This window comes from Eubacterium sp. AM46-8 (assembly GCF_003466705.1).
Lineage (GTDB): Bacteria > Bacillota > Clostridia > Lachnospirales > Lachnospiraceae > Lachnospira.
Map to the genome: position 1 here is coordinate 20,930 of NZ_QSEU01000015.1, position 26,470 is coordinate 47,399.

Annotated in this window: 25 protein-coding genes and 2 pseudogenes; 3 read left to right on the forward strand and 24 right to left on the reverse strand. The window is 38.9% G+C overall.

Going from position 1 to position 26,470, the window contains the following annotated elements; all coding sequences use genetic code 11:
• Positions 1-36 precede the first annotated feature (36 nt).
• The 8 genes and pseudogenes from purN to pyrE form a co-directional block, all read right to left on the reverse strand.
• Positions 37-633, reverse strand: a complete 597-nt coding sequence (gene purN, locus DW963_RS10265; protein WP_117915582.1) for a phosphoribosylglycinamide formyltransferase — start codon at positions 631-633, stop codon at positions 37-39.
• Positions 627-1,652, reverse strand: a complete 1,026-nt coding sequence (gene purM / locus DW963_RS10270) for a phosphoribosylformylglycinamidine cyclo-ligase (protein ID WP_117915584.1) — start codon at positions 1,650-1,652, stop codon at positions 627-629. The genes purN and purM overlap by 7 nt, the downstream gene beginning before the upstream one ends.
• A 57-nt stretch (positions 1,653-1,709) precedes the next feature.
• The gene (purE, locus tag DW963_RS10275) at positions 1,710-2,210 is read right to left on the reverse strand and encodes a 5-(carboxyamino)imidazole ribonucleotide mutase (protein ID WP_012738797.1); all 501 of its coding nucleotides are present in this window, start codon (positions 2,208-2,210) and stop codon (positions 1,710-1,712) included.
• A gap of 176 nt (positions 2,211-2,386) precedes the next feature.
• A complete protein-coding gene (locus DW963_RS10280) occupies positions 2,387-4,390 on the reverse strand; it encodes an aminopeptidase (RefSeq protein WP_353652815.1) in 2,004 nt (667 codons plus the stop codon).
• A gap of 28 nt (positions 4,391-4,418) precedes the next feature.
• Positions 4,419-4,733, reverse strand: a complete 315-nt coding sequence (locus tag DW963_RS10285) for a DUF6142 family protein (RefSeq protein WP_012738795.1) — start codon at positions 4,731-4,733, stop codon at positions 4,419-4,421.
• 4 nt (positions 4,734-4,737) lie between these two features.
• Positions 4,738-5,208 carry a VanZ family protein gene (locus DW963_RS10290; RefSeq protein WP_286169309.1) on the reverse strand — a complete coding sequence of 157 codons (471 nt, stop codon included), beginning with the start codon at positions 5,206-5,208 and terminating at the stop codon, positions 4,738-4,740.
• Positions 5,209-5,258: 50 nt separating this feature from the next.
• The gene (locus DW963_RS13440) at positions 5,259-5,411 is read right to left on the reverse strand and encodes a hypothetical protein (protein WP_022097792.1); all 153 of its coding nucleotides are present in this window, start codon (positions 5,409-5,411) and stop codon (positions 5,259-5,261) included.
• Positions 5,412-5,436: 25 nt separating this feature from the next.
• A pseudogene (pyrE, locus tag DW963_RS10295) lies at positions 5,437-6,122 on the reverse strand (orotate phosphoribosyltransferase).
• Between the two features lie 281 nt (positions 6,123-6,403).
• Here pyrE and DW963_RS10300 point away from each other — a divergent pair.
• Complete coding sequence (locus DW963_RS10300; protein ID WP_117915586.1) at positions 6,404-8,158, forward strand: 1-deoxy-D-xylulose-5-phosphate synthase; 1,755 nt, start codon at positions 6,404-6,406, stop codon at positions 8,156-8,158.
• Positions 8,159-8,226: 68 nt separating this feature from the next.
• Here DW963_RS10300 and DW963_RS10305 read toward each other — a convergent pair whose 3' ends face one another.
• From DW963_RS10305 to DW963_RS10325, 5 genes are read right to left on the reverse strand one after another with little or no spacing between them, the layout of a single operon-like run.
• Entirely contained in the window at positions 8,227-9,129 is a 903-nt protein-coding gene (locus tag DW963_RS10305; protein WP_334299502.1) for a dihydroorotate dehydrogenase, read from the reverse strand.
• Positions 9,130-9,137: 8 nt separating this feature from the next.
• Positions 9,138-9,938 (reverse strand): dihydroorotate dehydrogenase electron transfer subunit, encoded by an 801-nt coding sequence (locus tag DW963_RS10310; RefSeq protein WP_117915589.1) that lies wholly within the window; start codon positions 9,936-9,938, stop codon positions 9,138-9,140.
• A 39-nt stretch (positions 9,939-9,977) separates the two neighbouring features.
• On the reverse strand, positions 9,978-10,901 hold the full coding sequence (pyrF, locus tag DW963_RS10315) for an orotidine-5'-phosphate decarboxylase (protein WP_117915591.1): 924 nt from the start codon (positions 10,899-10,901) through the stop codon (positions 9,978-9,980).
• 45 nt (positions 10,902-10,946) lie between these two features.
• On the reverse strand, positions 10,947-12,269 hold the full coding sequence (locus DW963_RS10320) for a dihydroorotase (protein ID WP_117915593.1): 1,323 nt from the start codon (positions 12,267-12,269) through the stop codon (positions 10,947-10,949).
• Positions 12,266-13,948 (reverse strand): putative bifunctional diguanylate cyclase/phosphodiesterase, encoded by a 1,683-nt coding sequence (locus tag DW963_RS10325; protein ID WP_286169311.1) that lies wholly within the window; start codon positions 13,946-13,948, stop codon positions 12,266-12,268. Before DW963_RS10325 ends, DW963_RS10320 begins: the two co-directional genes overlap by 4 nt.
• A 177-nt stretch (positions 13,949-14,125) precedes the next feature.
• On the opposite strand from DW963_RS10325, the gene DW963_RS10330 reads away from it, so the two are divergent.
• On the forward strand, positions 14,126-14,647 hold the full coding sequence (locus tag DW963_RS10330) for a hypothetical protein (protein WP_243004273.1): 522 nt from the start codon (positions 14,126-14,128) through the stop codon (positions 14,645-14,647).
• Between the two features lie 55 nt (positions 14,648-14,702).
• Here the strand turns inward: DW963_RS10330 and kduD are convergent.
• The 10 genes and pseudogenes from kduD to DW963_RS10375 all read right to left on the reverse strand — a co-directional run bounded on the left by kduD (position 14,703) and on the right by DW963_RS10375 (position 24,460).
• Positions 14,703-15,466, reverse strand: a pseudogene (kduD, locus tag DW963_RS10335) (2-dehydro-3-deoxy-D-gluconate 5-dehydrogenase KduD).
• A gap of 22 nt (positions 15,467-15,488) precedes the next feature.
• Positions 15,489-16,514: a glycosyltransferase family 2 protein gene (locus DW963_RS10340; RefSeq protein ID WP_117915597.1), complete on the reverse strand. Its 1,026-nt coding sequence runs from the start codon at positions 16,512-16,514 to the stop codon at positions 15,489-15,491.
• A 12-nt stretch (positions 16,515-16,526) separates the two neighbouring features.
• Positions 16,527-18,293, reverse strand: a complete 1,767-nt coding sequence (gene argS / locus DW963_RS10345; protein ID WP_117915599.1) for an arginine--tRNA ligase — start codon at positions 18,291-18,293, stop codon at positions 16,527-16,529.
• 22 nt (positions 18,294-18,315) lie between these two features.
• Positions 18,316-18,645: a tRNA pseudouridine synthase A gene (locus DW963_RS13785; RefSeq protein ID WP_243004274.1), complete on the reverse strand. Its 330-nt coding sequence runs from the start codon at positions 18,643-18,645 to the stop codon at positions 18,316-18,318.
• Positions 18,624-19,052: a tRNA pseudouridine synthase A gene (locus DW963_RS13790; protein WP_243004275.1), complete on the reverse strand. Its 429-nt coding sequence runs from the start codon at positions 19,050-19,052 to the stop codon at positions 18,624-18,626. Before DW963_RS13790 ends, DW963_RS13785 begins: the two co-directional genes overlap by 22 nt.
• 171 nt (positions 19,053-19,223) lie before the next feature.
• Positions 19,224-20,684 (reverse strand): IMP dehydrogenase, encoded by a 1,461-nt coding sequence (guaB, locus tag DW963_RS10355; RefSeq protein ID WP_117915601.1) that lies wholly within the window; start codon positions 20,682-20,684, stop codon positions 19,224-19,226.
• Between the two features lie 159 nt (positions 20,685-20,843).
• Positions 20,844-21,350, reverse strand: coding sequence for a DUF6106 family protein (locus DW963_RS10360; protein ID WP_117915603.1), 507 nt, complete (start codon positions 21,348-21,350; stop codon positions 20,844-20,846).
• An 80-nt stretch (positions 21,351-21,430) separates the two neighbouring features.
• Complete coding sequence (gene groL, locus DW963_RS10365) at positions 21,431-23,056, reverse strand: chaperonin GroEL (RefSeq protein ID WP_117915604.1); 1,626 nt, start codon at positions 23,054-23,056, stop codon at positions 21,431-21,433.
• A gap of 71 nt (positions 23,057-23,127) precedes the next feature.
• A complete protein-coding gene (locus DW963_RS10370; RefSeq protein ID WP_041688456.1) occupies positions 23,128-23,415 on the reverse strand; it encodes a co-chaperone GroES in 288 nt (95 codons plus the stop codon).
• Positions 23,416-23,593: 178 nt separating this feature from the next.
• Positions 23,594-24,460, reverse strand: coding sequence for a DNA-3-methyladenine glycosylase family protein (locus DW963_RS10375; RefSeq protein WP_055215735.1), 867 nt, complete (start codon positions 24,458-24,460; stop codon positions 23,594-23,596).
• Between the two features lie 88 nt (positions 24,461-24,548).
• Here DW963_RS10375 and DW963_RS10380 point away from each other — a divergent pair, with 88 nt between their 5' ends.
• Positions 24,549-25,631: a transglutaminase domain-containing protein gene (locus tag DW963_RS10380; protein WP_117915606.1), complete on the forward strand. Its 1,083-nt coding sequence runs from the start codon at positions 24,549-24,551 to the stop codon at positions 25,629-25,631.
• Between the two features lie 59 nt (positions 25,632-25,690).
• Here DW963_RS10380 and DW963_RS10385 read toward each other — a convergent pair whose 3' ends face one another.
• Complete coding sequence (locus tag DW963_RS10385; RefSeq protein WP_117915608.1) at positions 25,691-26,428, reverse strand: DUF6062 family protein; 738 nt, start codon at positions 26,426-26,428, stop codon at positions 25,691-25,693.
• Between the last annotated feature and the right edge of the window lie 42 nt (positions 26,429-26,470).

The window sequence follows — 26,470 nt, forward strand, 5'->3', positions numbered from 1 at the left end:
CCGCATATTGTTATCTATATACTTAGTCAGTAATCATTAATTAACATGTTCATTGGCAATCTTGTTAATTGCCTTAGGAAGAAGCTTCCATTCAGCCTGCTCCATAATTCTTCTCTGAAGAGTTTCAGGAGTATCACCATCAAGTACATCAACTGCCTTCTGGAAAATAATCTCTCCTGTATCCATTCCTTCATCTACATAATGCACAGTTGCACCTGATACCTTAACACCTTTTTCTAAAGCTGCTTCATGAACCTTAAGTCCGTAAAAACCAACTCCGCAGAAGGAAGGTATAAGTGATGGGTGAATATTAATAATTCTGTGGCTGTACTGATGAACCATTTTCTCTGGGATTCTTACAAGGAATCCTGCGAGTACTATAAGGTCAACATTAAGCTCATTCACTTTATCAAGCAGCGCATCGTTAAATGCATCTCTGCTTTCATAATCCTTAGGTGATATGCAATATGCTGGAATATTGTTATCCTTAGCTCTTGTGAGTGCATATGCTCCGGCATTATTGCTTATAACTGCTACAAGCTCTGTGTTAGTGATTGTTCCATCCTTAACAGCATCGATAATAGCCTGAAGATTAGTTCCGCCTCCGGAAACCATAACTGCAACTCTTAGCATAAAGTAACTCCCTTCTCGCCAGCTTCAATGCTTCCGATAACATATGGAGTCTCACCTGCAGCCTTAACTGCTGCCATAACTGTATCAACATCAGCAGGATCAACGGCAAGTACAAGACCGATACCCATGTTAAATGTATTATACATCATATGCTCTTCGATATTGCCATCTTCTGCAAGCATCTTAAAGATTGGTGGTACTTCGTAGCTGTCCTTCTTAATTACTGCCTTAACACCGTCTGGAAGCATTCTAGGTACATTTTCATAGAAACCACCACCTGTGATATGGCTGCAGCCCTTAACCTTAACGCCTGCCTTCTTGATTTCCTTCATTGTCTTAACATATATCTTAGTTGGAGCAAGTAATGCCTCTCCTAATGTCTTTCCAAGTGAATCGTAATATGTATTAAGAGATTCCTCTGTCATTGTAAATACGCTTCTTACAAGTGAGAATCCATTGCTGTGTACACCGCTTGAAGCGATACCGATAAGAGTATCACCCGGCTTGATGTTCTCGCCTGTAATAAGATCCTTCTTATCAACAACACCTACAGCAAATCCTGCAAGATCATATTCATCCTGTGGCATAAGTCCCGGATGCTCTGCTGTCTCACCACCGATAAGTGCACATTCAGACTGTCTGCAGCCCTCTGCAACACCACCAACGATAGTAGCAATCTTTTCTGGATAATTCTTGCCGCATGCGATGTAATCAAGGAAGAAGAGTGGCTCTCCACCAGCACATACAACATCGTTAACACACATAGCAACTGCATCAATACCGATAGTATCATGCTTGTCCATAATGAAAGCTAACTTAACCTTAGTTCCACATCCGTCAGTTCCTGAAAGTAATACAGGCTCTTCCATCTCCTTAATCTTAGCAAGTGAAAATGCGCCCGAAAATCCGCCAAGTCCTCCTAACACTTCTTCTCTCATAGTAGACTTAACAGCCTCTTTCATTAACTCAACTGACTTGTAACCTGCTTCAATATCAACTCCAGATTTCTTGTAATCCATGATTCTTTCTCCTTCAATATTATGATAAATGTAAGTTAATGTAACTCCAGTTACTAATTAATAATTCTTATAACCGACTTCCTGAAGTCTGGCATCCTTCTTCTGAACACTTTCCTTAAGATTCTTAGTATAATCCTTAAGCCTTTCAAGAAGTGCTGCATCAGATGTTGCAAGAATCTTGGCTGCAAGAATACCTGCATTGGCACCGCCGTTAATAGCAACAGTTGCAACCGGAATACCTGTAGGCATCTGTACTATTGAATATAATGAATCTCTACCGCCTAGTGATGTTGTGTGCATTGGAATACCAATAACAGGCATTGGGAAAATAGCTGCACACATACCCGGAAGATGTGCTGCCATACCTGCACCTGCAATAATAACCTTAAATCCCTTCTCCTCTGCACTCTTAGCATATTCAAAGAATACGTCAGGCTCTCTGTGTGCTGAGATAATTGTCATCTCATACGAAATTCCTAACTGTTCAAGAATGTCTGCTGCCTTTGCCATAACAGGCATATCAGAGTCACTTCCCATAACAATTCCTACTAAAGCCATATTAACCTCCTATGTCCGATAGATATATAATTTTATCAGTGAAAAACACTTAAATATTATTGTACTTTGTTTTAAACTACGCGTCAAGAAAAAGCCCATATTACATCTTTACTGTTCCTGTAAAAATGCATCATTGAGTGCAAGCGTGCCATCAAGCACGAATCTGCCATTCTTAATCAGGTCTTTTCTTGTTCCGTCCTCTGCCACAACTGTGATATTGCCAATCTCATCATATGGAATTGTAATATCTGTATGGCAGTTATAATAAGCTTGTCAGGCTCAGTCTTACGAAGGAGTGAAACATCATTATCCCTCGAGATAATCTCCTTACCGTCGGGATTCGTTACATACACATCCTCTGCTCTCGAATAGCATGTATCACCAACTGCAAAATGCGGTCCCATTTTCTCGACAATAAGAATTGGAAGCTTATACACGATATCATGCTTATTGGCAAATACATACGCAGTAGTGTTAGTTCCTATAGCAAACTCCCCAAGCGGCAGTGTTTCATGGTCATATAACACATTTGCCTTGAAAAGCTCTCTATTCTTAGCTTCATCTTCAAAGTTGGTGCATGTGTAATCCTTAACAAATCCATCCTCAAACCACACCTTGAGATTATTGAATTTAATATCATTAAGATATACACTGCTCACATTAAGAACGCCCGTTGTACCTTTAAACACAGGTGATGTAAATACTTCTCCAAGCGGAATATTAACGTCCGCAAGACAGTTCTCAAATACAGTCTGCGTATTATGGTCGGTTATCTTCATAATAGAAACCTTCATGTCTGTGCAGTTTCCGTTAGCTCCTTTAACCTCAACATACTGTGCTGTATCAAGTACATCAATAAGTGCCTGTTGGATAGCTTTATATTTGTTATAATCCAGGGTATTAATCTTAACAGTACCCTCGAATATTTCCTCGAAATTCTCTCCAATCTCCGGTACCGGATAAGCAATTATTGTAAAGCTTCTCTCCTCGCCTTTGATATACTCATTAACAATACTTCCCGCGTCATTGCTGTATTTCACAGAAAGCTTCTGCTGTTTTGCATCAAGGCTTAACGCTTCACTCTTAATCTGTGGTTCAAATGGCACTTCACCAAACACTTCCATAACAGCAGGTCCACCATGAACTGCTGCAAGCTCTTTGTTTTTCTCATAAGCAAGCCTCAGTGCGCCTGTCTTTCTCTCAATGAATTCTCCGTCCATATAAAGCGCATTGTCAAAACGATGGTCAAAATCCATCTGTTTGTTAGGATTCGCACCGTAATAACCAACCTTGATGTTAAGTCTCTTATTAATAGTGTTGACCGCAGCTCTGTATATTGTAGGCTTAAGGCCAAGCTTTTCAAAGTTCTTAATCTCAGCCCTCACAAGTCTTTCAAATCCCAGACAGTATCTTATATTAACTGTTTTCTTCTTAGACAAATCCTTGCCTGTAAGCTCGAATCCGATTCTGTACCCTTCAGTAAATGTGTCTGCCATCTTCTGGATTTCTTCTTCACTGAGCGAACTAAGATACTCTGCTGTCTTAATCTCATTGTCAGTAACATACTCACCGAATCTGTACAGATATCTTACATCTGTAAGGTCAGACTCCATAATTATCTTAGTTGCAAAATCAAGTTCAGGGTCTAACAGCTCTCTTACCCTGTACTCCATAAGGTCATCACTGTAATCGCTCACATACCAGTACACAGATTCTTTCATCTGCTTATAATCTGGCTTTCCACAGTCTTCCTCAGTCGATGCACACATGCAGTACACTTCAACAAAAAGCTCCATAAGTGCTGTCATCTCTGCCATTCTGCCTTCATATGCATACACAATCATTCCTCTTATCTCAACATAAAGGAATGACAAAAGTCTTCCCTCTGAAAGCCCTAACTTTGAAGCTGCATATGCCGGATTAGCGTAGCTTGTCTCATAAGCCTTGCCAATTACATCTTCATACAGTCCTGTATTCACATTCTTATACTCTTCAAGTGAACAATCTCTGAAAACATCAGCTTTTAAGTCAGCCGCAAGCTTATCCATCTTAAGAATAAATGTGGCAATACATTTGAAATAATCTGCAAACCCATCCGTCTTAAGCCCAGGTTCCTCTGCTATCTCTTTAATTCTTTCTATTGCAAGAGCGTAACGCTCTTCTACATTATCATTAAACAATTTCTTTCTCCTTCTGCCCTGATAAGGATTATATTCCCATTAAGAATACTGCTATCATAAATACTGCTATTACCCCACACAGCATTGAACCAAATCTCGAAGTTCCGTAGAACTTATTATCTTCTTTGAAGCTGATTAGTCCGATTACTGTTCCAATTACCGCTAAGATAAGGCTTAATATTCCAAGACTTCCTACTCTTAAGCCGCCTTCTCCTGCTGCTTTAAAAGACAGATACACTCCGTAACCAAAAGAAAGCAATGACAGTATTCCCATCGCAGTCGATATCAAACCACCAAGTGCCTGACTTTTATCAGAGAACTTGTATTTATTAAAAAGTTTCATTTTTTCACCTGTCCTTTTTACTAAACATTTTAACTATTCTGTATGCTATCGCATATACCGCATAACCGCACAATGCTCCCAGTACATTAAGCACAATGTCATCAACATCAAAGCAGCCGACCTTACATATAAGCTGTACTGTTTCTATTGTAAGCGACAGTGCGAATCCATATGCAAATGTAGCAAAAACATTAATTCTGCCATTGGAAAGCCACGGCACGAATATTCCAAATGGTATGAATGCCAGCACATTTCCAATTATATTAAGAAATGCTATCCAGCCAAGCGAGTCAAAATGTCCAAGATAACGCCAATAGCGCCTTATTTCCGTGAACAGTGTAAGATTGTATTTGTAACCGCTGGCTATCTCTGCCCTTCCCATTCCTTCTGCGAAAAAGACTACATAAAAGAGCAGAATCATATATATAACAAAAAGCGCCCATTTTATAAGCGTTACATAATGTTTCTTTTTCATAACAAATCTGCCCGGCAGGCATAATTAACCCACCAGGCAGTTCCCCTTCACTAGAATAAGCTATCTGATCTGTGTGCAAGAAGTCTTGCACCATTAATAATCATCATAACACCTGCACCGATACCAAAGAGTATTATCAGGATACCAAATACAAGATTAGAAGCTCCTACTGACTTTAATTTCTTATAAAGATTCTCTTCCATAGTTAACCCTCCATTAACATCAGTTTTATGCGTTCTTAACACCATATTCTGCGTAATACTTGTCAATTGCTGCTTTTAGTGCATCATCAATAACTACCTTACCCTCACACTCTTTATTGTAAAGGTGTTCTACAACATCTGCCATAGATACAATTGCGCTTGTTGGGAAACCGTATCTTTCCTTAATCTCCTCAAGCGCACTCACCTTTCCGCCAAGGCCTACTTCCATACGGTTAAGTGAAACCATAAGTCCTACAATAGTAACATCTGCTGCCCCTCTTACCTTAGGAACTGTCTCTTCCATCGACTTGCCGGATGTTGTTACATCTTCTATCATAATGACTCTGTCGCCATCCTTTAACTTGCTTCCGAGAAATCCGCCCTTATCAGCACCATGGTCCTTCTCTTCCTTACGGTCTGAGCAGTATCTTACTTCCTTGCCGTAAAGCTTTGCATATGCAACTGCTGTAACTACGCTGATTGGAATTCCCTTATATGCTGGTCCGAACAGTACATCAAAATCATCACCATATGTTTCATGAATAGCCTTTGCATAATACTCTCCAAGTCTTGCAAGCTGTGTCCTGTAACATACGCACCTGCGTTCATGAAGAAAGGTGACTTTCTTCCACTCTTTAAAGTAAAATCTCCAAACTTTAACACATCACTCTCTACCATGAAATCTATAAATTCCTGCTTATACTGCTCCATTATATCCTCCTTATTCAGCCCCGCTGTCCGGCGGTGCTGCTTCATATTCAATATTGATTTTTATTTTATCATAAATGTTTTCCCGTTTCAATGCGTCTTTGCGTTGATTTGTATTGTGCTGGATTTACCTACTAACCGCAGCTCTTTCCCGCTCCTAGTAGGTCTTTCCCGCCTGATATGCCCGCCAACGCAAGTCATAAAGATTTCTCTTGACCTAAACCTGACTTTAGGTGTTATCATATAAAATGTATTAAAATATAAGATAAGGAGTATCAGAAAACATGTATATTGAGAATATTAACAGTCCTGCTGATGTGAAGAAATTAAACATTATGCAGCTTAATGTCCTTGCAGAAGAAATGCGTCACGCCCTTCTTACAAGAGCCAGCAAACACGGCGGACATTTTGGTCCTAACTTCGGTATGATAGAAGCAATCATCGCCATGCATTATGTATTTGATTCGCCTAAAGATAAAATCGTATTTGATGTATCACACCAGTGCTATCCTCACAAAATGCTCACTGGAAGAAAAGATGCATATCTTTATGAGGAGCATTATGATGATGTGTCAGGATACACTAATCCGGACGAAAGCGAACATGATTTCTTTACTGTAGGTCATACTTCAACTTCTATAAGTCTTGCCTGTGGTCTTGCCAAAGCAAGAGATTTAAACGGTGAAGATGGTAATGTAATCGCTGTTATAGGTGATGGTTCTTTAAGCGGCGGCGAGGCTTTGGAAGGTCTTGATTTTGCTTCTGAATTAAATGGCAACATGATTATTGTTGCTAACGATAACGATATGTCTATTGCTGAGAATCACGGTGGTCTTTATGCCAACTTAAAGCTTCTTCGTGAAACAAATGGACAGTCTGAATGTAATCTTTTCAAAGCAATGAACCTTGATTACATCTATGTTGATAAGGGAAATGATATTGCTTCTTTAATTGAAGCATTTGAAAAGGTTAAAGATACTAAAAAAGCTGTTGTTGTCCACATTAATACGCTTAAAGGCAAGGGTTATGCACCTGCTGAACAGAACAAAGAAAAATGGCACTGGCATATGCCTTTTGATATCGCAACCGGTGAATCTCTTTTCAAGGACGAAGAGCCTGATTTCTCTGACGCTTCTTTAGAATATCTGTTAAAGAAGATGGACGAGGATAAGAGTGTTGTTGCAATCACAGCCGGAACTCCTACTGTTATGGGATTTACTGCTGACATGAGAGCTAAGGCTGGAAAGCAGTTTGTTGATGTTGGTATCGCAGAGGAAACTGCTGTTGCATTAGCTTCCGGTATCGCTGCTAACGGCGGAAAGCCTGTATTTGGCGTTTACAGCTCATTTATACAGAGAGCCTATGACCAGATTACACAAGATGTATGTATCAACGGAAATGCAGTAACATTTGCAGTATTTGCAGGCTCTGTATATGGAATGAATGATGTTACACATCTTGGACTTCAGGATATTCCTATGCTTAACAGTATTCCTGGTCTTGTATATCTTGCACCTGTTACTAAGGAAGATTATATTGCAATGCTTGACTGGTCTTTAACACAGAATGAGTATCCTGTTGCTATTAAAGTTCCGGGTGGCAGCATGATTTCAACAGGCACGCCTGTAACTAAAGATTTCAGCAAGCTTGACACTTACGAGATTACTAAGAAAGGAAGCAGAGTTGCTATCCTCGGGCTTGGAACTTTCTATGAAACTGCTGTAAAAGCCGCTAATATTCTTAAGACTTCACACGGAATTGACGCAACTGTTATCAATCCTTACTATATCTCAGGTATTGACGCAGACACTCTTAATGAATTAAAGAAAGACCACGCAGTAGTTGCAACTCTTGAGGACGGCTACCTTGAAGGCGGCTTCGGAGCTAAGATTGCAGCATTCTATGGTTCTTCTGACATGAAGGTATTAAACTTCGGTATTAAGAAAGAATTTATCGACAGATACAATGTCGCAGAAGTATTAAAGGACAATCACCTTACTCCTGAACAGATTGCTGAAGATATCGCAGCAACATTATAATCAAAAAGACATGGCAGTCACCTTAATGATGACTGTCATGTCTTTTTAGATTAATGACCGGTAAAAAATCACTTTACGCAGCCTATAAGTTCTTTAATATCTTTTACATTATTCTTTTCCATATATTCCCTGATTCCATCAATAACCTTAATAGTTGTATATGGATCATTAAAATTCGCTGTTCCGACAGCAACTGCACTTGCACCAACCATAATCATCTCAAGTGCATCCTCTGCTGTTCTGATTCCACCCATTCCGATTATAGGAAGATTAATTGCATTGGCAACCTGATAAACCATTCTTACTGCGATTGGGTGAATAGCAGGTCCTGACACACCGGCAGTCTTGTTAGCTACTGCAAATGTTCTTCTGTTCACATCAATCTTCATACCTGTAAGAGTATTGATAAGTGAAACCGCATCTGCACCACCTGCCTCTACAGCCTTTGCCATCTCTGTAATATCAGTAACATTAGGACTTAACTTCATAATAACCGGCTGCTTTGCGACCTTCTTAACCGCCTTAGTAATAGCCTCCGCAGAAGATGGAACCTGTCCGAAAGCAATTCCACCCTCTTTGACATTAGGGCATGAGATATTGATTTCAAGAAGGTCAACTGGCTGTTCGCCAAGCTTTTCAACAGCATCCACATAATCTGCCTCAGATTTTCCACAAACATTAACAATAATCTTAGTATCGTACTGCTTAAGAAATGGAATATCTCTTTTTACAAATGTATCAAGTCCCGGATTCTGTAATCCGATAGCATTCATCATTCCACCATAAGTCTCAGCAATTCTTGGTGTAGGATTGCCCGGCCATGGAATATTGGCAACACCCTTTGTTGTTACTGCACCGAGTCTGTTAAGATCAACATATTCTCCGTACTCCATGCCTGAGCCGAATGTTCCGGAAGCAACTGTCACAGGATTCTTTAATTCAACTCCTGCAATATTGACTGACATATTAATATCGCTCATTACAGTTCTACCTCCTTAACATTAAATACCGGACCTTCCTTGCACACTCTCTTATTCTTAACCTGAGAATGGTCGTCAATCTCAGTTGATTTACATACACATGCAAGACATGCACCAATTCCGCATGCCATCTTCTCTTCTAATGATACATAACAAGGAATATCATTCTCAAGTGCATATGCCTTAATTGCACGAAGCATAGGAGTTGGTCCACATGCAAATATAACATCTGCCTCAACCTTTTCCTGTTTTACGGCATCTAATACATTACCCTTCGCTCCAACGCTTCCATCTTCTGTTGCAATATACACTTCTGTATCAGCAACTGCTTCAAAATCTTCCTTAAGAAAAGTCTGGCTGTTTCTGTAACCAACTACAACATTCTTGTGGCAGTCTAATCTTCTTGCAAGCTCAAGCATAGGAGGAACACCTATTCCACCACCGAAAAGAATAGCCTTATCAAAGCTTCTGCCTTCTGTCTTAAGCTCTGCAGCAATTTTTTCCAAGTCATAGCCATTGCCAAGAGGTCCCTGAATATCAAGATATTCTCCTACCTTCATCTTAGAAAACTCTTCTGTTCCCTTGCCGGCAACTCTGAATACAATTCTTAAATTATTATTCTCAACCTTACATATACTGATAGGTCTTGGTAACATTCTTGAACCATCATTAGAATATACTGATATAAACTGTCCTGCCTTAGCGGCCTTAGCAATATCCTTTGTTTCAAACCATATTTCATAGACTCCGTCAGCAAGACAATCCGCCTTAAGAATCTTCGCATTTTCTCTGTACGCCATAATAATCTCCATTATTAACCTGTGTGTAAATATGTATAATTACTTGCCAAGTGCTCCGTTGATATCAGCAATCATATCAAGAGCAGCCTGTCTTGAAGCTTCTCCAAAGTTCTTCTCACCAAACTTCGCATACTGTTCCTTAGTATATGCTGCAATAATTCCTCTTGAGCTGTTTACAATAGCTCCAAGTCCGTCAGGATTAAAGAAATCAACAAGATCCTTGCCCTGTCCGCCCTGTGCACCATATCCTGGTACAAGGATATACGCCTTAGGCATAACCTTTCTTAATACTCTTCCCATCTCTGGGTAAGTAGCTCCAACAACCGCACCGACATTACTGTAATCTCCGTCCATGCTTGAAGCTCCCCACTCATTAACCTTCTCACCAACTAACTCGTATAATGGTCTTCCGTTAATAAGCTGATCCTGGAATTCTCCACTTGAAGGATTAGATGTCTTAACAAGTATAAATATACCTCTGTCCTGCTCATTACAAACCTTAATAAATGGATTGATACCATCAGAGCCAAGATATGGATTAACAGTTGCAAAATCTTCGTCAAAAGGAGTAATTGCCTTAGAGCCAACATTTACCTTTCCAAGATGTGCTACCGCATAAGCCTCAGAAGTTGAACCGATATCGCCTCTCTTAACATCACCGATAACAATCATGCCTTTCTCGTGACAGTAATCAACTGTTTTCTTGAATGCCTTAAGTCCTTCAATTCCAAACTGCTCATACATTGCAATCTGTGGTTTAACAGCTGGAACAATGTCATATATATTATCTATAATGCCTTTGTTATACTGCCATATAGCCTCTGCTGCTCCTTCAAGTGTCTCACCATACTGCTCAAATGCAGCATCTGCAAGATGCTTTGGAAGATACTTCATCATCGGATCAAGTCCTACAACTATTGGTGCATTAGTCTCTACAATCTTATCAACAAGCTTCTTAATCATTAATCTACTTTAGCCTCCTTAATTCATACGCAAAATCACTTTATTTTACAACTTTGGGACTTCTCTTTCAATAAGAATTTCAGTTCCATTATGATCTGAGTATACAACTCTTCCATTAACAATTGTATATAACACTTTTCCATACACATGCTTTCCTTCAAATGGAGTATTCTTTCCCTTTGAAGCAAATCTGTTGCTGTCAATATCATATTCCGCTGTAGGATCAACAACTGCGATATCTGCCACCTTTCCTGGTGCCAATACACCTCTGTCAATTCCTATAATCTTAGCCGGATTATAACTCATTTTCTCTACCATCTGTAATGGAGTAAGTATGCCTGTTCTTACAAGTTCCGTAATAGTAACAGGAATTGCTGTCTCAAGGCCTACAACTCCGAATGGAGCTTCATCAAAAGGCCTTGCTTTCTCAGTCGGATGATGTGGTGCATGATCAGTTGCAATAGCATCAATTACACCTGAAGCAAGTGCCTCCTTAATTGCCTTAACATCATCATCTCTTCTTAATGGAGGATTAATCTTAAAATTAGCATCATCACCATTAACTGCTTCTTCAGTAAGGGTAAAATGATGTGGTGCAACCTCTGCTGTCACATTAATCCCCTGCTCCCTGGCTGTCTTAATAATGAATACAGACTCCTTATTAGACACATGGCTGATATGTAGCTTTGCCCCTGTATTCTTGGCAAGAAGAATATCTCTTGCAACAATAACATCTTCTACCGCATCCATTATTCCGAAAAGACCGAGTTCCTTGGCTCTCTCGCCCGCATTCATTACACCTCTCGCTGCAAGGTTAGTATCCTCGCAATGTGCAAATACAGGGATATCAACCTCTGCGGCCTGTCTCATAGCCTGTCTTGCAGTTCTCGCATTCATGATAGTTCCACCATTATCACTGACTGCAATGGCCCCTGCATCTTTAAGTGCCTCGAAATCAGTAAGATATTCTCCCTCCTGACCCGCAGTCATGGCTGCTATTGTATACAGATTAAGGTCAGTAACCTCTTCCGCCTTATCGGTTACATACTGTAACATATCAACATTATCAATTACAGGTTTCGTATTAGGCATCATGCACACAGTTGTGTAGCCACCTCTTGCTGCAGCTCTTGAACCTGTTCTTATAGTCTCCTTATGTTCAAGTCCCGGTTCTCTGAAATGTGCATTAAGGTCAACCAGTCCTGGCATAACCATGCATCCTGATGCGTCAATTACATCATCCGCCTGTGATTCGTCAATGTTCTCCTCCATAGATGCAACAAATCCATCTTTGATAAGTACATCCATAACTTTGTCTGTTTTACTTGCAGGATCAAGTACTCTGCCTTGTTTAATCAATATGTTCATTCGCCCAATCTCCCCTCTAAGTTATTTTCTTCAAAGACTTTAGCTGGTACAGGTTTACCAAAGTAATATCCCTGTATGTAATCTACTCCAAGTCTTTTGAGCAAATCATACTGCTCCTTATGTTCAACACCCTCAACAACTATCTTAGTTCCAATAGTCTTCGAGAGATCAACTATAAGCTTTACAAATGCCTGTGCATAATCATCTTCCACAATATCGTCTATAAATGTTTTATCAACCTTAATAATATCAAGAGGAAGTTGCTTTATATAATTAAGTGAAGAATATCCTGTGCCGAAATCGTCCAGTGCTATTCTAGGTCCCAGTTTCTTGAGACCTGTGATAATTTCCATAACTCTATGCATATCATTAATTGCAAATGATTCTGTTATCTCAAGTACAACATTCTTAGGATTAACTCCTGTTTTTTCAAGAATTTTCTTGATATTCTCTACAACATCCTTCTGTAACAGCTGTACAACCGATAGATTAACATTAACATAGAAATCCGGATGTCCATTATCATTCCACAGTTTACAGCGTCTGCATGCTTCCTCTAGAACGTAATCACCAATTGATGTAATTAGCCCAAGATATTCTGCAAGTGGGATAAACTCTCCAGGTCCCATAAAACCCAGCGCCTTGCTATCCCATCTGACAAGTGCTTCACATGATGTACACTGCTGCGTATCAGCATTCACAACCGGCTGATAGAATACTACGAATTCGTCTATTCCTGTAGAAACCGCCTGTCTCATACTGTTCTCAATATCAAGACGCTGGGAAGTTGCACTCTCTACTTCGCTGCTATAATATACATATCTGTTCTTTCCTGAACGCTTGGCTGCATACATCGCAACATCTGCCATTCTTGTTATCTCATGTACATCCACGCTGTTGTCAGGAAAGAATGCTATTCCCATACTCATTGTGCAGAAATACTCTGTTTCCATAAGATACCATTGTTTATTGAATAATAATGTTATATTGTTAATAACCTTATCCAGATCCCCAAAAAGCTCCGGTTCAACAATTATTACAAATTCATCTCCACCCATTCTGTAACAATGTCCCCGAAGTCCTGGAATACCTGCAATCCCCGCTGCTATCTGCTGTAACAGGATATCGCCATACTGATGTCCAAGCCCATCATTGATATGCTTGAAATCATCCAGATCTATAAATAATACAGCTCCCTTATTACCGTTCTGCACTGAATCTTTTATTGCTTTCCTTAAATCAACCTCGCATTTCATCCTGTTGTATAAGCCTGTAAGAAAATCATTGTGTGCCTGATATTCTATCTTCTGCTGGTTCTTTTTCTTCTGTGTAATATCAGCTGCTGATGCAGCAATTGCATTAATCCCACTAATCCACACCAGCTGTGTGAACTTCACCTCAAACCACAGACCTGATTCCGTATTATATCTTTCCATCGGTGTACCAATTCTACCCTGTACATCACCACTTTCCAGAGCATTGTGTATACAATCCATAATTGTTCTATGGATTTCCGGCACTTTTGCCGCAATTCTGTTCTCAAAAAGCACCTCTCCTGAGTCCGTAGCACACACAACAATTCCAGAATCTATATTATCAAGAATCTTCTGTACAACCTCATAGGAAGACTTCCCTTTATAAATAATTGTTCCACTATCCGTTATGCCTTGAAGCCCCATACCTATGCCCTTACCCCTTCTCAAAACATTACTTTTACGCCATATAAATATTAATAATATTATAGCTTATTACGAGCCTTTTGAAAACTCATATTTTTAATTTAACAGATAATTAATTGTTTTATATCAGATGGGGTGTTATTATATCTTTATATCAATTTATTTATGAGGATTATTATGGATATTATTAAATTCAACACAACACTAAAAGCTTCTGGAAAAGATTATTCCAGAATAGTTTTCTGGAACAGATTCGTACGAAACCCTATCGAACTTATATTGTCATGGACACCTGCAGTTATATCTATCGTGCTTCTGTGTCTGCATTTTTACTCAAGCTTTCTGTTGATTCTTTATGCTGTATGTTGGTTTTATCCGTTATATATATTCGGATACCAGTTCAAGTCAAGCGTGAACTATCACCTGAAACACAGAGATCCATCTGAGGAAGCGCCTTGTACTATAACTCTTATGGATAATGCTATCATGGCTGATATTCCTGACCATAACCTTGTATATACATACGAATGGAATCAGTTCACTAATGTTTACAACAAATTTGGCTATTACATGTTATTTAACAAAGGACGCATGATTGTCATGTTAAGCCAGAAGGACATGCCAGATGACATTAAAGCTGCTGTTCCTGCCTACATCAAGTCACATGTTGATAGAAACATTTGCAAAATCAATTTCTAGGAACTATAAAAAAAGCGTTTCACCAGTTAAAGTTGAAACGCTTTTTTATTCTTAATTATCTTGCAAGCCATCCGCCATCAACAGCAAGTGTAAATCCATTAACGTAATCAGATGCAGCCGATGCAAGGAACACAACCGCTCCTTTCATATCGTCCGGAGTACCCCAGCGTCCTGCCGGAATTCTGTCTATAATAGCTTCGCTTCTGTCAGAATCACTCCTTAACTGTGCTGTATTATTAGTAGACATATATCCTGGTGCAATCGCATTAACATTAATATTATGGCTTGCCCATTCATTACACATAGCCTTTGTAAGACCCATTCCTGCGCTCTTACTTGCTGTATAAGAAGGAACCCTTATTCCACCCTGATATGAAAGCATAGAATTAATATTAATAATCTTACCACCATGTCCCTGCTTAATATACTGCTTTGCAAATGCCTGACTTAAAAAGAATACCATCTTCTGATTAACCTGAATAACACTATCCCATTCATCTTCCGTAAAATCAATAGCATCATTTCTCTTAATAAGTCCTGCATTATTAACAAGAATATCAACTTGTCCATATGCAGCAAGTGCTCCATTAACAATAGTCTCAATCGCTGCCATATCCGAAAGATCTGCTATAACCTCTGTGAATTCTCCTCCATCAGCTTCTATAGCTTCTTCGTATCTTCACATGATCTTCTCGCAACTCCTACAACTTTAGCTCCTGCCTGTGCAAGCGCAACAGACATTCCCTGTCCAAGTCCTGTATTAGCACCTGTAACAACTGCAACTTTTCCATCAAGTCTGAATGCATCAATTATAGACATATTTTACTCTCCTCTAAATATATTAATTAAAACCTATTATATTATTAGCTATCTTATATCCCTGCTTAGACACCCATCTTCCTGCAGCTGTCGGAATATTAACAGACCATCCTAAAAGGCTGTGTCTTAACTTCTTATAAAGTGCCTCATCCTTATCCTTGGCATACTGCCACAAAGCCTTTTTCTTTTCAAGATGTTCTTTTGTTCCAGATACAATAAGAAAAATAGATGATACTTCCATCATAATTCTTAAGTAATTAATCATATACTTTCTGCAATTGATATTCTGAGGGTTCTCTGAAATGAACGAATCAATCATTCTCTTATTAACAGATAGCTGCTGGTCAATACGCGAAATCATGACACTTTCATTAACCGACTGATCTTCTCTTCCAATAAAATATCTGTAGAAATTCGTATTAACATAATACATTTTCTTAACATATGGAAGCGGCTCAAATACAAATATGTTATCAACATAAAATGTATGCTTAGGGAGCTGTAATCCGCAATCCTTTAAAAGCTGCGTTCTGTATACTACAGTATGCATAAGAATGTACTGGTCAACCTTAAAATCGCCAATATTAATGTCATCCCATGTAAACATCTGTCCAACTGGAAATACATTCTCATAATGAATAACTTTCTTTCTCTTTGCTCCAACCTTCTCATACACATAGTTAGCGATAACCATATCTGGCTCTTCACCCTCTTCAAAACTTCTGAGAGTCGCAAGCATCCTCTTATAGCTCTTGGAATCTACCCAGTCATCACTGTCAACAACCTTAAAAAACTTACCTGTAGCATGCTTAAGCCCCGTATTAACAGCATCACCATGTCCACCATTCTCCTGATGTACAGCTTTAACTATTTCTGGATATTCCTGCTCATAACGCTTTGCTATCTCATATGTATTATCCTTTGTTGAACCATCATCAACTATAATAACTTCAACCTCATCCCCTCCAGCAATCACTGTATTAATACAATGCTCCATATACTCTGCTGAGTTATAACATGGTATTGCAAATGATAATAATTTACCCATCAAATTTCTCCTTTACATTCTGTCAGGGCATTCAATTGCAAGTAAATCAATACACTGCTCAAGAATGCTCTTAGTAAGGCTGATAAGAGCAATATAACTTGCCTTCTTAACCTCATCCGGTTCTGAAAGTATCTTATTATTATGATAAAAACCATTAAATGCATTAGATACTTCATATATGAACTGACATATCTTATGTGGTGCGTTATCCTTATATGCTCCATCAATCATATCTGCAAACTTAATAAGTGATAACGACAGATTCTTCTCACTTTCTTCTTTTGCACCCATAATCTTAAGATTCTCAAGACTTCCGCCATTCTCCTTATATTTGTTAAGGATAGACTTAATTCTTACAATTGTATACAGAATATATGGACCCGTATTACCTTCAAATGAAGAAAATCTGTCAATATCGAATACATAATCTTTAGATGCCTGATTAGAAAGGTCACCATACTTTAAAGCTGCAAGACCAACTATCTTAGCTGTATCTCTTGCTTCTGATTCCTCAACAGTTCTGTTAGACATAATCTTCTCATATACTGCTTCATCAATATCAGCTATAAGATGTTCAAGTCTCATGACACCACCCGAACGTGTCTTGAATGGCTTGCCATCCTGACCATTCATAGTACCAAAACCTACGAATCTCATATCCGCATCAGGTGCTACAATTCCAGCCTTCTTGGCAGTTCTGAATACCTGTGTAAAATGCAGTTCCTGTCTCTTATCTGCAAGATAAATGTATGTATCCGGCTTATATAACTTTTCTCTTTCAACAATAGTAGCAAGATCAGATGTAGCATAAAGGGCTGCTCCGTCAGACTTTCTTACGATACATGGAGGAAGTTCTTTGGTATCTCCTTGCTGCTGTATGTCAACAACAGTTGCTCCCTGACTCTCATGAGCGATTCCATCATCAATCATCTTATTAACCATATCATCAATGTATGGCTGTGCATCAGACTCTCCCTTCCATAAGTCAAAATGTACATTAAGATTGTCATAATTCTTCTTAAGATCAGCCTTAGAAACATTCATAATATGATGCCATATAGCACGGCAAGCCTTGTCTCCGCTCTGTAACTTAAGTGTTGCCTCATGAGCTCTCCCTGCAAATGCTTCATCCACCTTAGACTTAGCTGAAGCAGCCGGATAAATCTCTTCAAGCTCTGAAATTGTAAATGGTGCTTCCTCTGGATACTCACCGGTAAAACTGTCATCAAAATATGGCAGCTCCGGTTTTCTGTCTCTTAACTCTTCAATGATAAGTCCCATCTGAAGACCCCAGTCTCCAAGATGAACATCACCAATAGTCTTATTACCAACAAATGTGTTAATTCTCTTAACACTCTCTCCGATAACTGCTGAACGAAGATGTCCCACATGTAGAGGCTTTGCCGCATTAGCTCCACCGTAATCTACGATAACAGTCTTATTGCCCTCTGAATTAACATATCCAAACTTCTCTGTTTCAGACATCTCATTAAGATATCCAGCCAGGTAATCTTCACATATATTAATATTGATAAATCCCGGCTTTACGCTTTCAATCTTAGAAAACATCTTGTTGTCTGCAAGCTTTGCAACAATCTCATCTGCTATCATAAATGGTGCTTTCTTGTAAGCCTTGGCTGCCGCCATTGCACCATTACACTGGAATTCACACAAGTCAGGTCTGTTAGATACAGTTACCCTTGCATATGATTCATCATAGCCACACTCTGTGAACACACTCTTAAGTTCATCTGTAATTAATTCAATAATTGTCTTCATTATTCTCCACCTTTAATATTATCTAGTAAATCACCTTAACAAGGAACAGACCATAGCTCTCTGCTGGAAGTGACATCTGGACATTCTCTCCGTCAAGACATCTCCTGACATCTTCCGGTTTCTTTAATCCGTTACCTACATCAAGCAGCATTCCTACCATATATCTTGCCATGTTATGAAGAAAATCATCCGCTTCAATTCTTATGTATGCTCTTGTTCCTTCATACTCTATACTTATTCTCTTAATTGTTCTTTCTGTACTCTTGCTCTTCTTAGCTGTTGTAAATGCTTTAAAATCATGCCTGCCTTCAAAATATCCTGCAGCTTTTCTCATCGCATCAAAATCAGGCATATCAAATGTATGATAAGCATATTCCTTCGGAACACATTGGCTACATTGCCTGTATCCAGCCTGTATTCATATATCCTGAGTCTGGCATTCAACTGGCTATGAAATCTTTCATCAACCTCTGTCACTGACATAACTGCAATATCTCTTGGCAGATATCTGTTAAGATAATTCTTAAGTTCAAATGCTTTAACTTCTTTCTCAAGCTTGAAATTAGCAGTCTGGCAAAGTGCATGCACACCCTTCTCAGTTCTTGAACCGGCATACATATCAACTGTTTCTCCAGTCATTCTGCTTATTATCTCTGTAAGCTTACTCTCTATTGTATTGGTGCTGGCATCTTTTCCAAGTCTCTGCCATCCATCATATCTTCCACCATCATACTCTGCTTCAATACGGTAATTATACATTATTCGTTGTCCATAACCTTTTCTATATCATTCACATTAAAATATATTATATTTAATTTATTATACATCATATAGTTATTTAATAGCAATAATTTCAGAAGAAAATACATTTTGCTTCTGAAAAAAACACCGGGCAGAATAATCTGCCCGGATGACAATTCTTACTGATAATTACTTATCCTCAACTGAATAGTTAGGAGCTTCCTTAGTGATATGAATATCATGTGGATGACTCTCTCTTAAAGCTGCTGAAGACATCTTAATAAACTGAGCTGTTTCCTGAAGTACTGGAATAGTAGGTGCTCCACAATATCCCATACCTGAACGAAGACCGCCCATAAGCTGGAATATAGTATCCTCAACAAGGCCCTTATAAGCAACACGTCCTTCAACACCCTCAGGAACAAGCTTCTTGGCACCAGTCTGGAAATATCTGTCCTTGCTTCCGTTCTCCATGGCAGCGATAGAACCCATTCCTCTGTATACCTTGTACTTTCTTCCCTGGAATAACTCGAATGTACCAGGAGCCTCATCACAACCTGCAAGAAGGCTTCCTAACATGCAGACATTACCACCTGCTGCGATAGCCTTAACGATATCTCCTGAATACTTGATACCACCATCAGCAATTACAGGAATACCATACTTCTTAGCCTCTGCGTAAGCGTCCATAACGGCTGTAACCTGTGGTACACCAATACCTGCAACAACTCTTGTTGTACAGATAGAACCAGGTCCGATACCAACCTTAACAGCATCTACACCAGCCTCACAAAGAGCCTTTGCAGCTGCACCTGTTGCAATATTACCGGCAATAACCTGAAGATCAGGGAATGCTGACTTAATCTCTTTAAGAGTTGTAATAATATTCTTAGAATGACCATGAGCTGAATCAATTACAATACAGTCAACACTTGAATTAACAAGTGCCTGGACTCTGTCCATAACATTAGCTGTGATACCAACAGCAGCACCTGCTAAAAGTCTGCCCTGTGAATCATGTGCTGAAGACGGATACTTAACGCTCTTCTCGATATCCTTAATTGTAATAAGTCCTCTTAATTTATAATCATCATCAACGATAGGAAGCTTCTCTTTTCTTGCCTTACCTAATATCTTCTTAGCCTCTTCAAGAGTAGTTCCAACAGGAGCAGTGATAAGATTCTCGCTTGTCATGCACTCCTTGATTGGTCTTTCAAAATGCTCCTCAAACTTAAGGTCTCTGTTAGTAATGATACCAACAAGCTTGCCATTATCATCTGTGATAGGTACTCCGGAGATTCTGAACTTACCCATAAGGTCATTAGCTTCCTGTAATGTATTATCTGGATGTAAGAAAAATGGGTCTGTGATAACACCATTCTCTGAACGCTTAACCTTGTCTACTTCTTCTGCCTGAGCTTCTACTGACATATTCTTATGAATAATACCAATACCGCCCTGTCTAGCCATTGCGATTGCCATTCTGTGTTCTGTAACTGTGTCCATACCTGCACTCATTAAAGGAATGTTAAGTTTAATATTCTTAGTGAGCTGTGTTGAGAGGTCAATCATATTAGGTGTTACTTCTGAATACTGTGGAACTAAAAGTACGTCGTCAAATGTAATGCCTTCACCAATAATTTTACCCATTTTGCTAAAATCCTCGCTTTCTGTTGTGTTTTAATATATAGAAAAAATCCGAATAAATAAATTAATCCGGATGTTTCTACGAGTCTCTGACATCTTAGTCAGTTTATAAATATGTTACAAGAGAATATAACAAAACTGCCGCTAAAAGTCAAACATTTTTTATAAATGTGCAACCCCATTACCAACAGCACTTACTATTGCTTCTTTCATTGAATCATCAGGAAGCATAAACAGTCTTATCATCTCATTGCTGTCATTGTCATATGTGTATATTACAATATCATCAGGGTCATCTACTCCTGATGAACAATTGTATGTCCTTAACTGCTGTCTCGCCTTACCCAAAGCTTCCTGACTGTTTACTTTCGCAACCAGAGTTGCTCTTGTAAGGTCAAAACTTCCCACATTCTTTCTCATAGACTTAGCCATAATCTTATCTATAGTGAGATTTCCGTTAACATATGAATATTCATATTCAGCGTTATAATATTCAAATACAAATACCGTAAAGAATATAAATACAACAAGAACTATTACACCCAGCCATCCTGTCTGCACAATTGTTGTCGCTGCAAGCAGACATGCAATCACAAGTATTATTCTGTAAAAAATTGAAATCTTAGGAGCGGTAACTTTAACAATCTGCTCTACTGTTCCTTCTATCATAATTCAATAACCTTTCTTTAAAGCAATTTGCCCGGCGGGAAATTACCCACCGGGCTGTAAGTTTTAATTATTCTGTGGAATTACATCATTCCGCCCATGCCTGCACCACCTGCTGGCATAGCTGGAGCATCTTCCTTAATATTAGCAACAACTGATTCTGTTGTAAGAAGTGTTGAAGCAACGCTTGTAGCATTCTGTAATGCACTTCTTGTAACCTTAGCCGGGTCAAGGATACCAGCATCTATCATGTTGACATACTCTTCCTTGTATGCATCAAATCCTGTACCAACTTCAGACTCTCTTACCTTATTGATGATAACAGCACCTTCAAGACCAGCATTGTATGCAATGTGAAATAATGGAGCTTCAAGTGCTTTTAAGATAATCTGGGCACCAATCTTCTCATCCCCACTGAGTGTCTTAACAAGCTCTGCAACCTTCTTAGAAGCATGGATATAAGCAGAACCACCACCTGATACTACACCTTCTTCAACAGCAGCTCTTGTTGCATTAAGAGCATCTTCCATACGAAGCTTAGCTTCCTTCATCTCTGTCTCTGTTGCAGCACCAACTCTGATAACAGCTACGCCACCAGCAAGCTTTGCAAGTCTTTCCTGTAACTTCTCTTTATCAAATTCAGAAGTTGTCTCCTCAAGCTGTGCCTTAATCTGTGCAACTCTTGCATCAATATCTTCCTTAGCGCCTTCGCCATCAACGATAACTGTGTTCTCTTTCTGAACCTTAACAGACTTAGCTCTACCAAGCATATCCATTGTTGTATCCTTAAGCTCAAGTCCAAGTTCCTCAGAAATAACCTGACCACCTGTAAGGATTGCGATATCCTTAAGCATCTCTTTTCTTCTGTCACCATATCCAGGAGCCTTGACAGCTACAACATTAAATGTTCCTCTTAACTTATTAACGATAAGTGTTGTAAGAGCCTCACCTTCAACATCCTCTGCGATGATAAGGAGCTTAGAACCGCTCTGAACGATCTGCTCAAGAACTGGTAAAATTTCCTGAATATTAGAAATCTTCTTGTCTGTAATAAGGATATATGGATTATCAAGAACTGCTTCCATCTTATCCATATCTGTAGCCATATATGCTGAAATATATCCTCTGTCGAACTGCATACCTTCTACAAGATCAAGCTCTGTCTTCATTGTCTTAGATTCCTCGATTGTGATAACACCATCGTTAGAAACCTTCTCCATAGCATCAGCTACCATCTGTCCAACTTCTTCATCTCCTGCTGAAATAGCCGCAACCTTAGCAATCTGATCCTTGCCTGTTACCTTCTCGCTCATATGTGCGATAGCGTCAACAGCACAATCAGTAGCCTTCTTCATTCCCTTTCGTAATACAATTGGGTTAGCGCCTGCTGCAAGATTCTTCATACCTTCATTAATCATAGCCTGTGCAAGAACAGTAGCTGTTGTTGTACCATCACCTGCAACATCATTAGTCTTAGCTGCTACTTCCTTAACAAGCTGTGCACCCATATTCTCAAATGCATCTTCAAGTTCGATATCCTTAGCAATAGTAACACCATCGTTAGTGATAAGTGGCGCACCATATGACTTATCAAGAACAACGTTACGTCCCTTAGGTCCGATTGTTACTCTTACTGTATTAGCTAACTTATTAACGCCTTCCTCTAAAGCCTTTCTAGCTTCAATTCCATATTTAATTTCCTTTGCCATAATAATAGCCTCCTAAATAAATATACTTCTTATATGTTCAAACCGCCCTCATCTGTAACTGACTTTGTCAATTATTCAATGATAGCAAGAATATCAGACTGCTTTACAATGATAAGATTCTCATCTTCATCAAGCTTAACTTCTGTTCCAGAATACTTAGAATAGATAACTTTATCACCAGGCTTAACCTGCATAACAACTTCCTTACCATCAACAACACCGCCAGGTCCTACAGCAATAACCTCTGCCTGCTGTGGCTTCTCCTTAGCCTGTCCAGGAAGGACGATTCCTGATTTAGTAGTCTCCTCTGCAACTAATGCTTTAATAACAACTCTGTCTCCTAATGGTACTAATTTCATTATATATTCCTCCATTCCGCTGTCTTCACATGAGAGTGAACCCTTCATGGCAGCATTCATATCTCTGTTAGCACTCATTCTTTCCGAGTGCTAACCACTGCACATAATGTAACACTTCATACTTTTATTTGTCAACAACTAATTCAAATATATTATACTTTTTAGATTTTATTAATAATTATTTCTTTATACCCATTTTTATAGTTTTTCCGTAATAGAACAGATACTGCTGTGCGAAACCGCCAAGGCCGCCAAACCGCTCCTTTGCAAATGCAGAAATCTTATCCTTAGGGGTATCCTCACCGTCAAAATACATTGTCTCCATTATTCTCTTAATCCACACATCAACAGGAAATGCTTCTTTCTTTCCAAGTCCGAAAAGACTTACGCAGTTGGCAACCTTCTCGCCAACGCCTTTTATTGTCATAAGCTCCTTAATACATGAGTCATACTCCATGTTCTTAAGTTCATTCTCATCAAACTGTCCTGCCATGTTTCTTCTTATTGCATCCATAATATAAGGTGCGCGGAATCCTGTCTTTAACTCTTTAAAATCTTCTTCACTCGCATTGGTAAGCTGTTCAAGCGTTGGAAATGTATACATATCTACTCCGCCATATGTCCCCTTATATGAACCAAACTTAGCAGATATATCAGCTACAATCTTCTTAATATGAGGTATCTGCTTATTCTGCGATATAATAAACGATATAAGAGTTTCAAAAAAATCCTGATTAAGAATTCTCACACCCCACATACTTTCAATTGCATCCTTTAACTTATCATCCTTTTCCAGCAGTTTATTCTTAATTTCCGAATAATCCCTGTCCATGTCAAAATAATCTTTCCATACATTTACATATTCATCCTCTTCCGTGTCATAGAATGTAACTGTATCCGCCTGCTGCGAAACATGCAGCAAACGTCCCTTTGCTGTCAGTACATAATCATTCTCATCAAGCTTTACAAAATGAAAACACTGACCACATTCCAATGTCTGAGCCAGGTCGAAATCACATATATTTTTTAATTTATAATCCGACATAAAATTCCTCCATAAATATGCTTTACATTTGCAATTATCTCGTTATACAATCGTATATGATTATAACAGAATTTTCAGGAGACCACACATGAAACACATAAAATATTGGGCGTCTCTTTTAACCGGAGTCGTAATTCTTGCATCCCTGTATGGCTGCACATTACCGTTTACGAATGATAACAGCTCTGACAGTTCTACAGAGATTTCATATACAGCATTTGATAATAAAGCAACTGACACAGAAGATATTATTAATTTCATTATAGAAGCTATGTCGGATAACCAGACTTCATGTAATATATTTGTTCCCGACTCTGACCTTATAGATGCCAATGAATGGCTGACAAGAATAAGCGGAATTGAGCAGATAAAATGTGAATACCGCAGAATTAAAGATGGTTATAACCTTGTTGTAACATTTGAATGCTGGGATAATTATGCAATTATTAAAGCTTTTAATTCAGGAAACACTTCTCAGTTAAACAGCCGTCAGGTTGAACTCTATAACAAATACATAGAAGTTCTTGCCAAAGTAACCTCCCCTGCCAGGAGCGATTATGAAAATGAACTGGCAATCCACGACTATCTTGTATCACATATAACATACATTGATAATGGTGGTTCGACATTCAACGCATACGATGCCATGATTAACGGAAAGGCTGTCTGCAGCGGTTATACAGAAAGTTTCAAAACATTTATGGATATGTTAGGAATCGAGAATTACACTATTTCAGGAAAAGCCGGTAACGACCAGCATATATGGAATGTCGTAAAAATTAACGGCGACTGGTATCAGGTAGATGTAACATGGGATGATCCTGTTGGCGGTTCACCGGAATATATTGACCACAGCTATTTCAATATATCTGATTCAGATATGGCAATCGACCATACCTGGACGTCTGATATCAACGATGCCAATCCTGCCAATGGATATATATATACATATCCTGTTCAGGCAAAGCTTCATTCTGTCGGAACACAGTATGACCTTGACAGATATATACTACGCTGCATCAAAAGCCGCTCAGACCACATTGAGTTCACAACTATATCAGACCTTGATTTAAAATCAGCCGTATCTAATGCGGGTGTCCAGCTATCTTATTCATACAAAGCTACCGAGCGAACAGGTTATACACTGTATTCTGTTACTTTTACGTATTAAGGCACATTTATAATGCAAGAAAGAAGCCCCACAGTCTTACTTGAGCTGTGGGGCCTTTATTATCTTATATTCTTCTTTCCAGGTTCATCCGCTATATACGAACCGTCCTTTATCATGGCTCTGACAAGAGAATCCTTTGCATTCTTCCATGGCTCATCAATATACTTGTGGTCGAACTTATTAATAAACCACTCTACATCATCCCTTACCCGCTTCATATTTTCTATATAGAGACTGTTAGTCGTCTTTATGAACTCATCTAACATATCACCCTTTAAAGAATTAGCTGCACGCTCAATAAGAATTCCATAATGTTTGGTACAGAAGCCTTTACTTTCGCTATATTTCTGTCTGAACTCAGCATCATGCTTATACATGTGAAATATAGTATCGAGATATCTTTCAAATGTATCCTCAATCCTCTCGCATACAAAGCAGGTGCTTTCAAGCTGCTCGGTATATGCAGTCACCGCTGGCTTATCAGCCTTCTTAAACATTGACTTTCCTGCAACCTTACCATCTTGCAGACTTTCAATATCATTAATCACCCTGTCAAGATGTGTCTTCATGACAAGTGCAAAGCCTAGTCTGTTCTCACAGTCATACACTTTCTTAAGATGCTTCTGACAGAAACCCTTCTTGTCTGTCATGGCTCTTATATCATCCTCCATGTAGCTGGGTCCCATTGTATAACTTACTGCATCATCCTCTAATGCCTTATACATTGAACAAATCGGACATTCGCAATCTGATGAAAATGCATCATTAACAGGTATTGTATATATCTTTTCTTTCATAAGTACTCCTTTAATCAGTCTTTTATAAATGTATTCTATCAT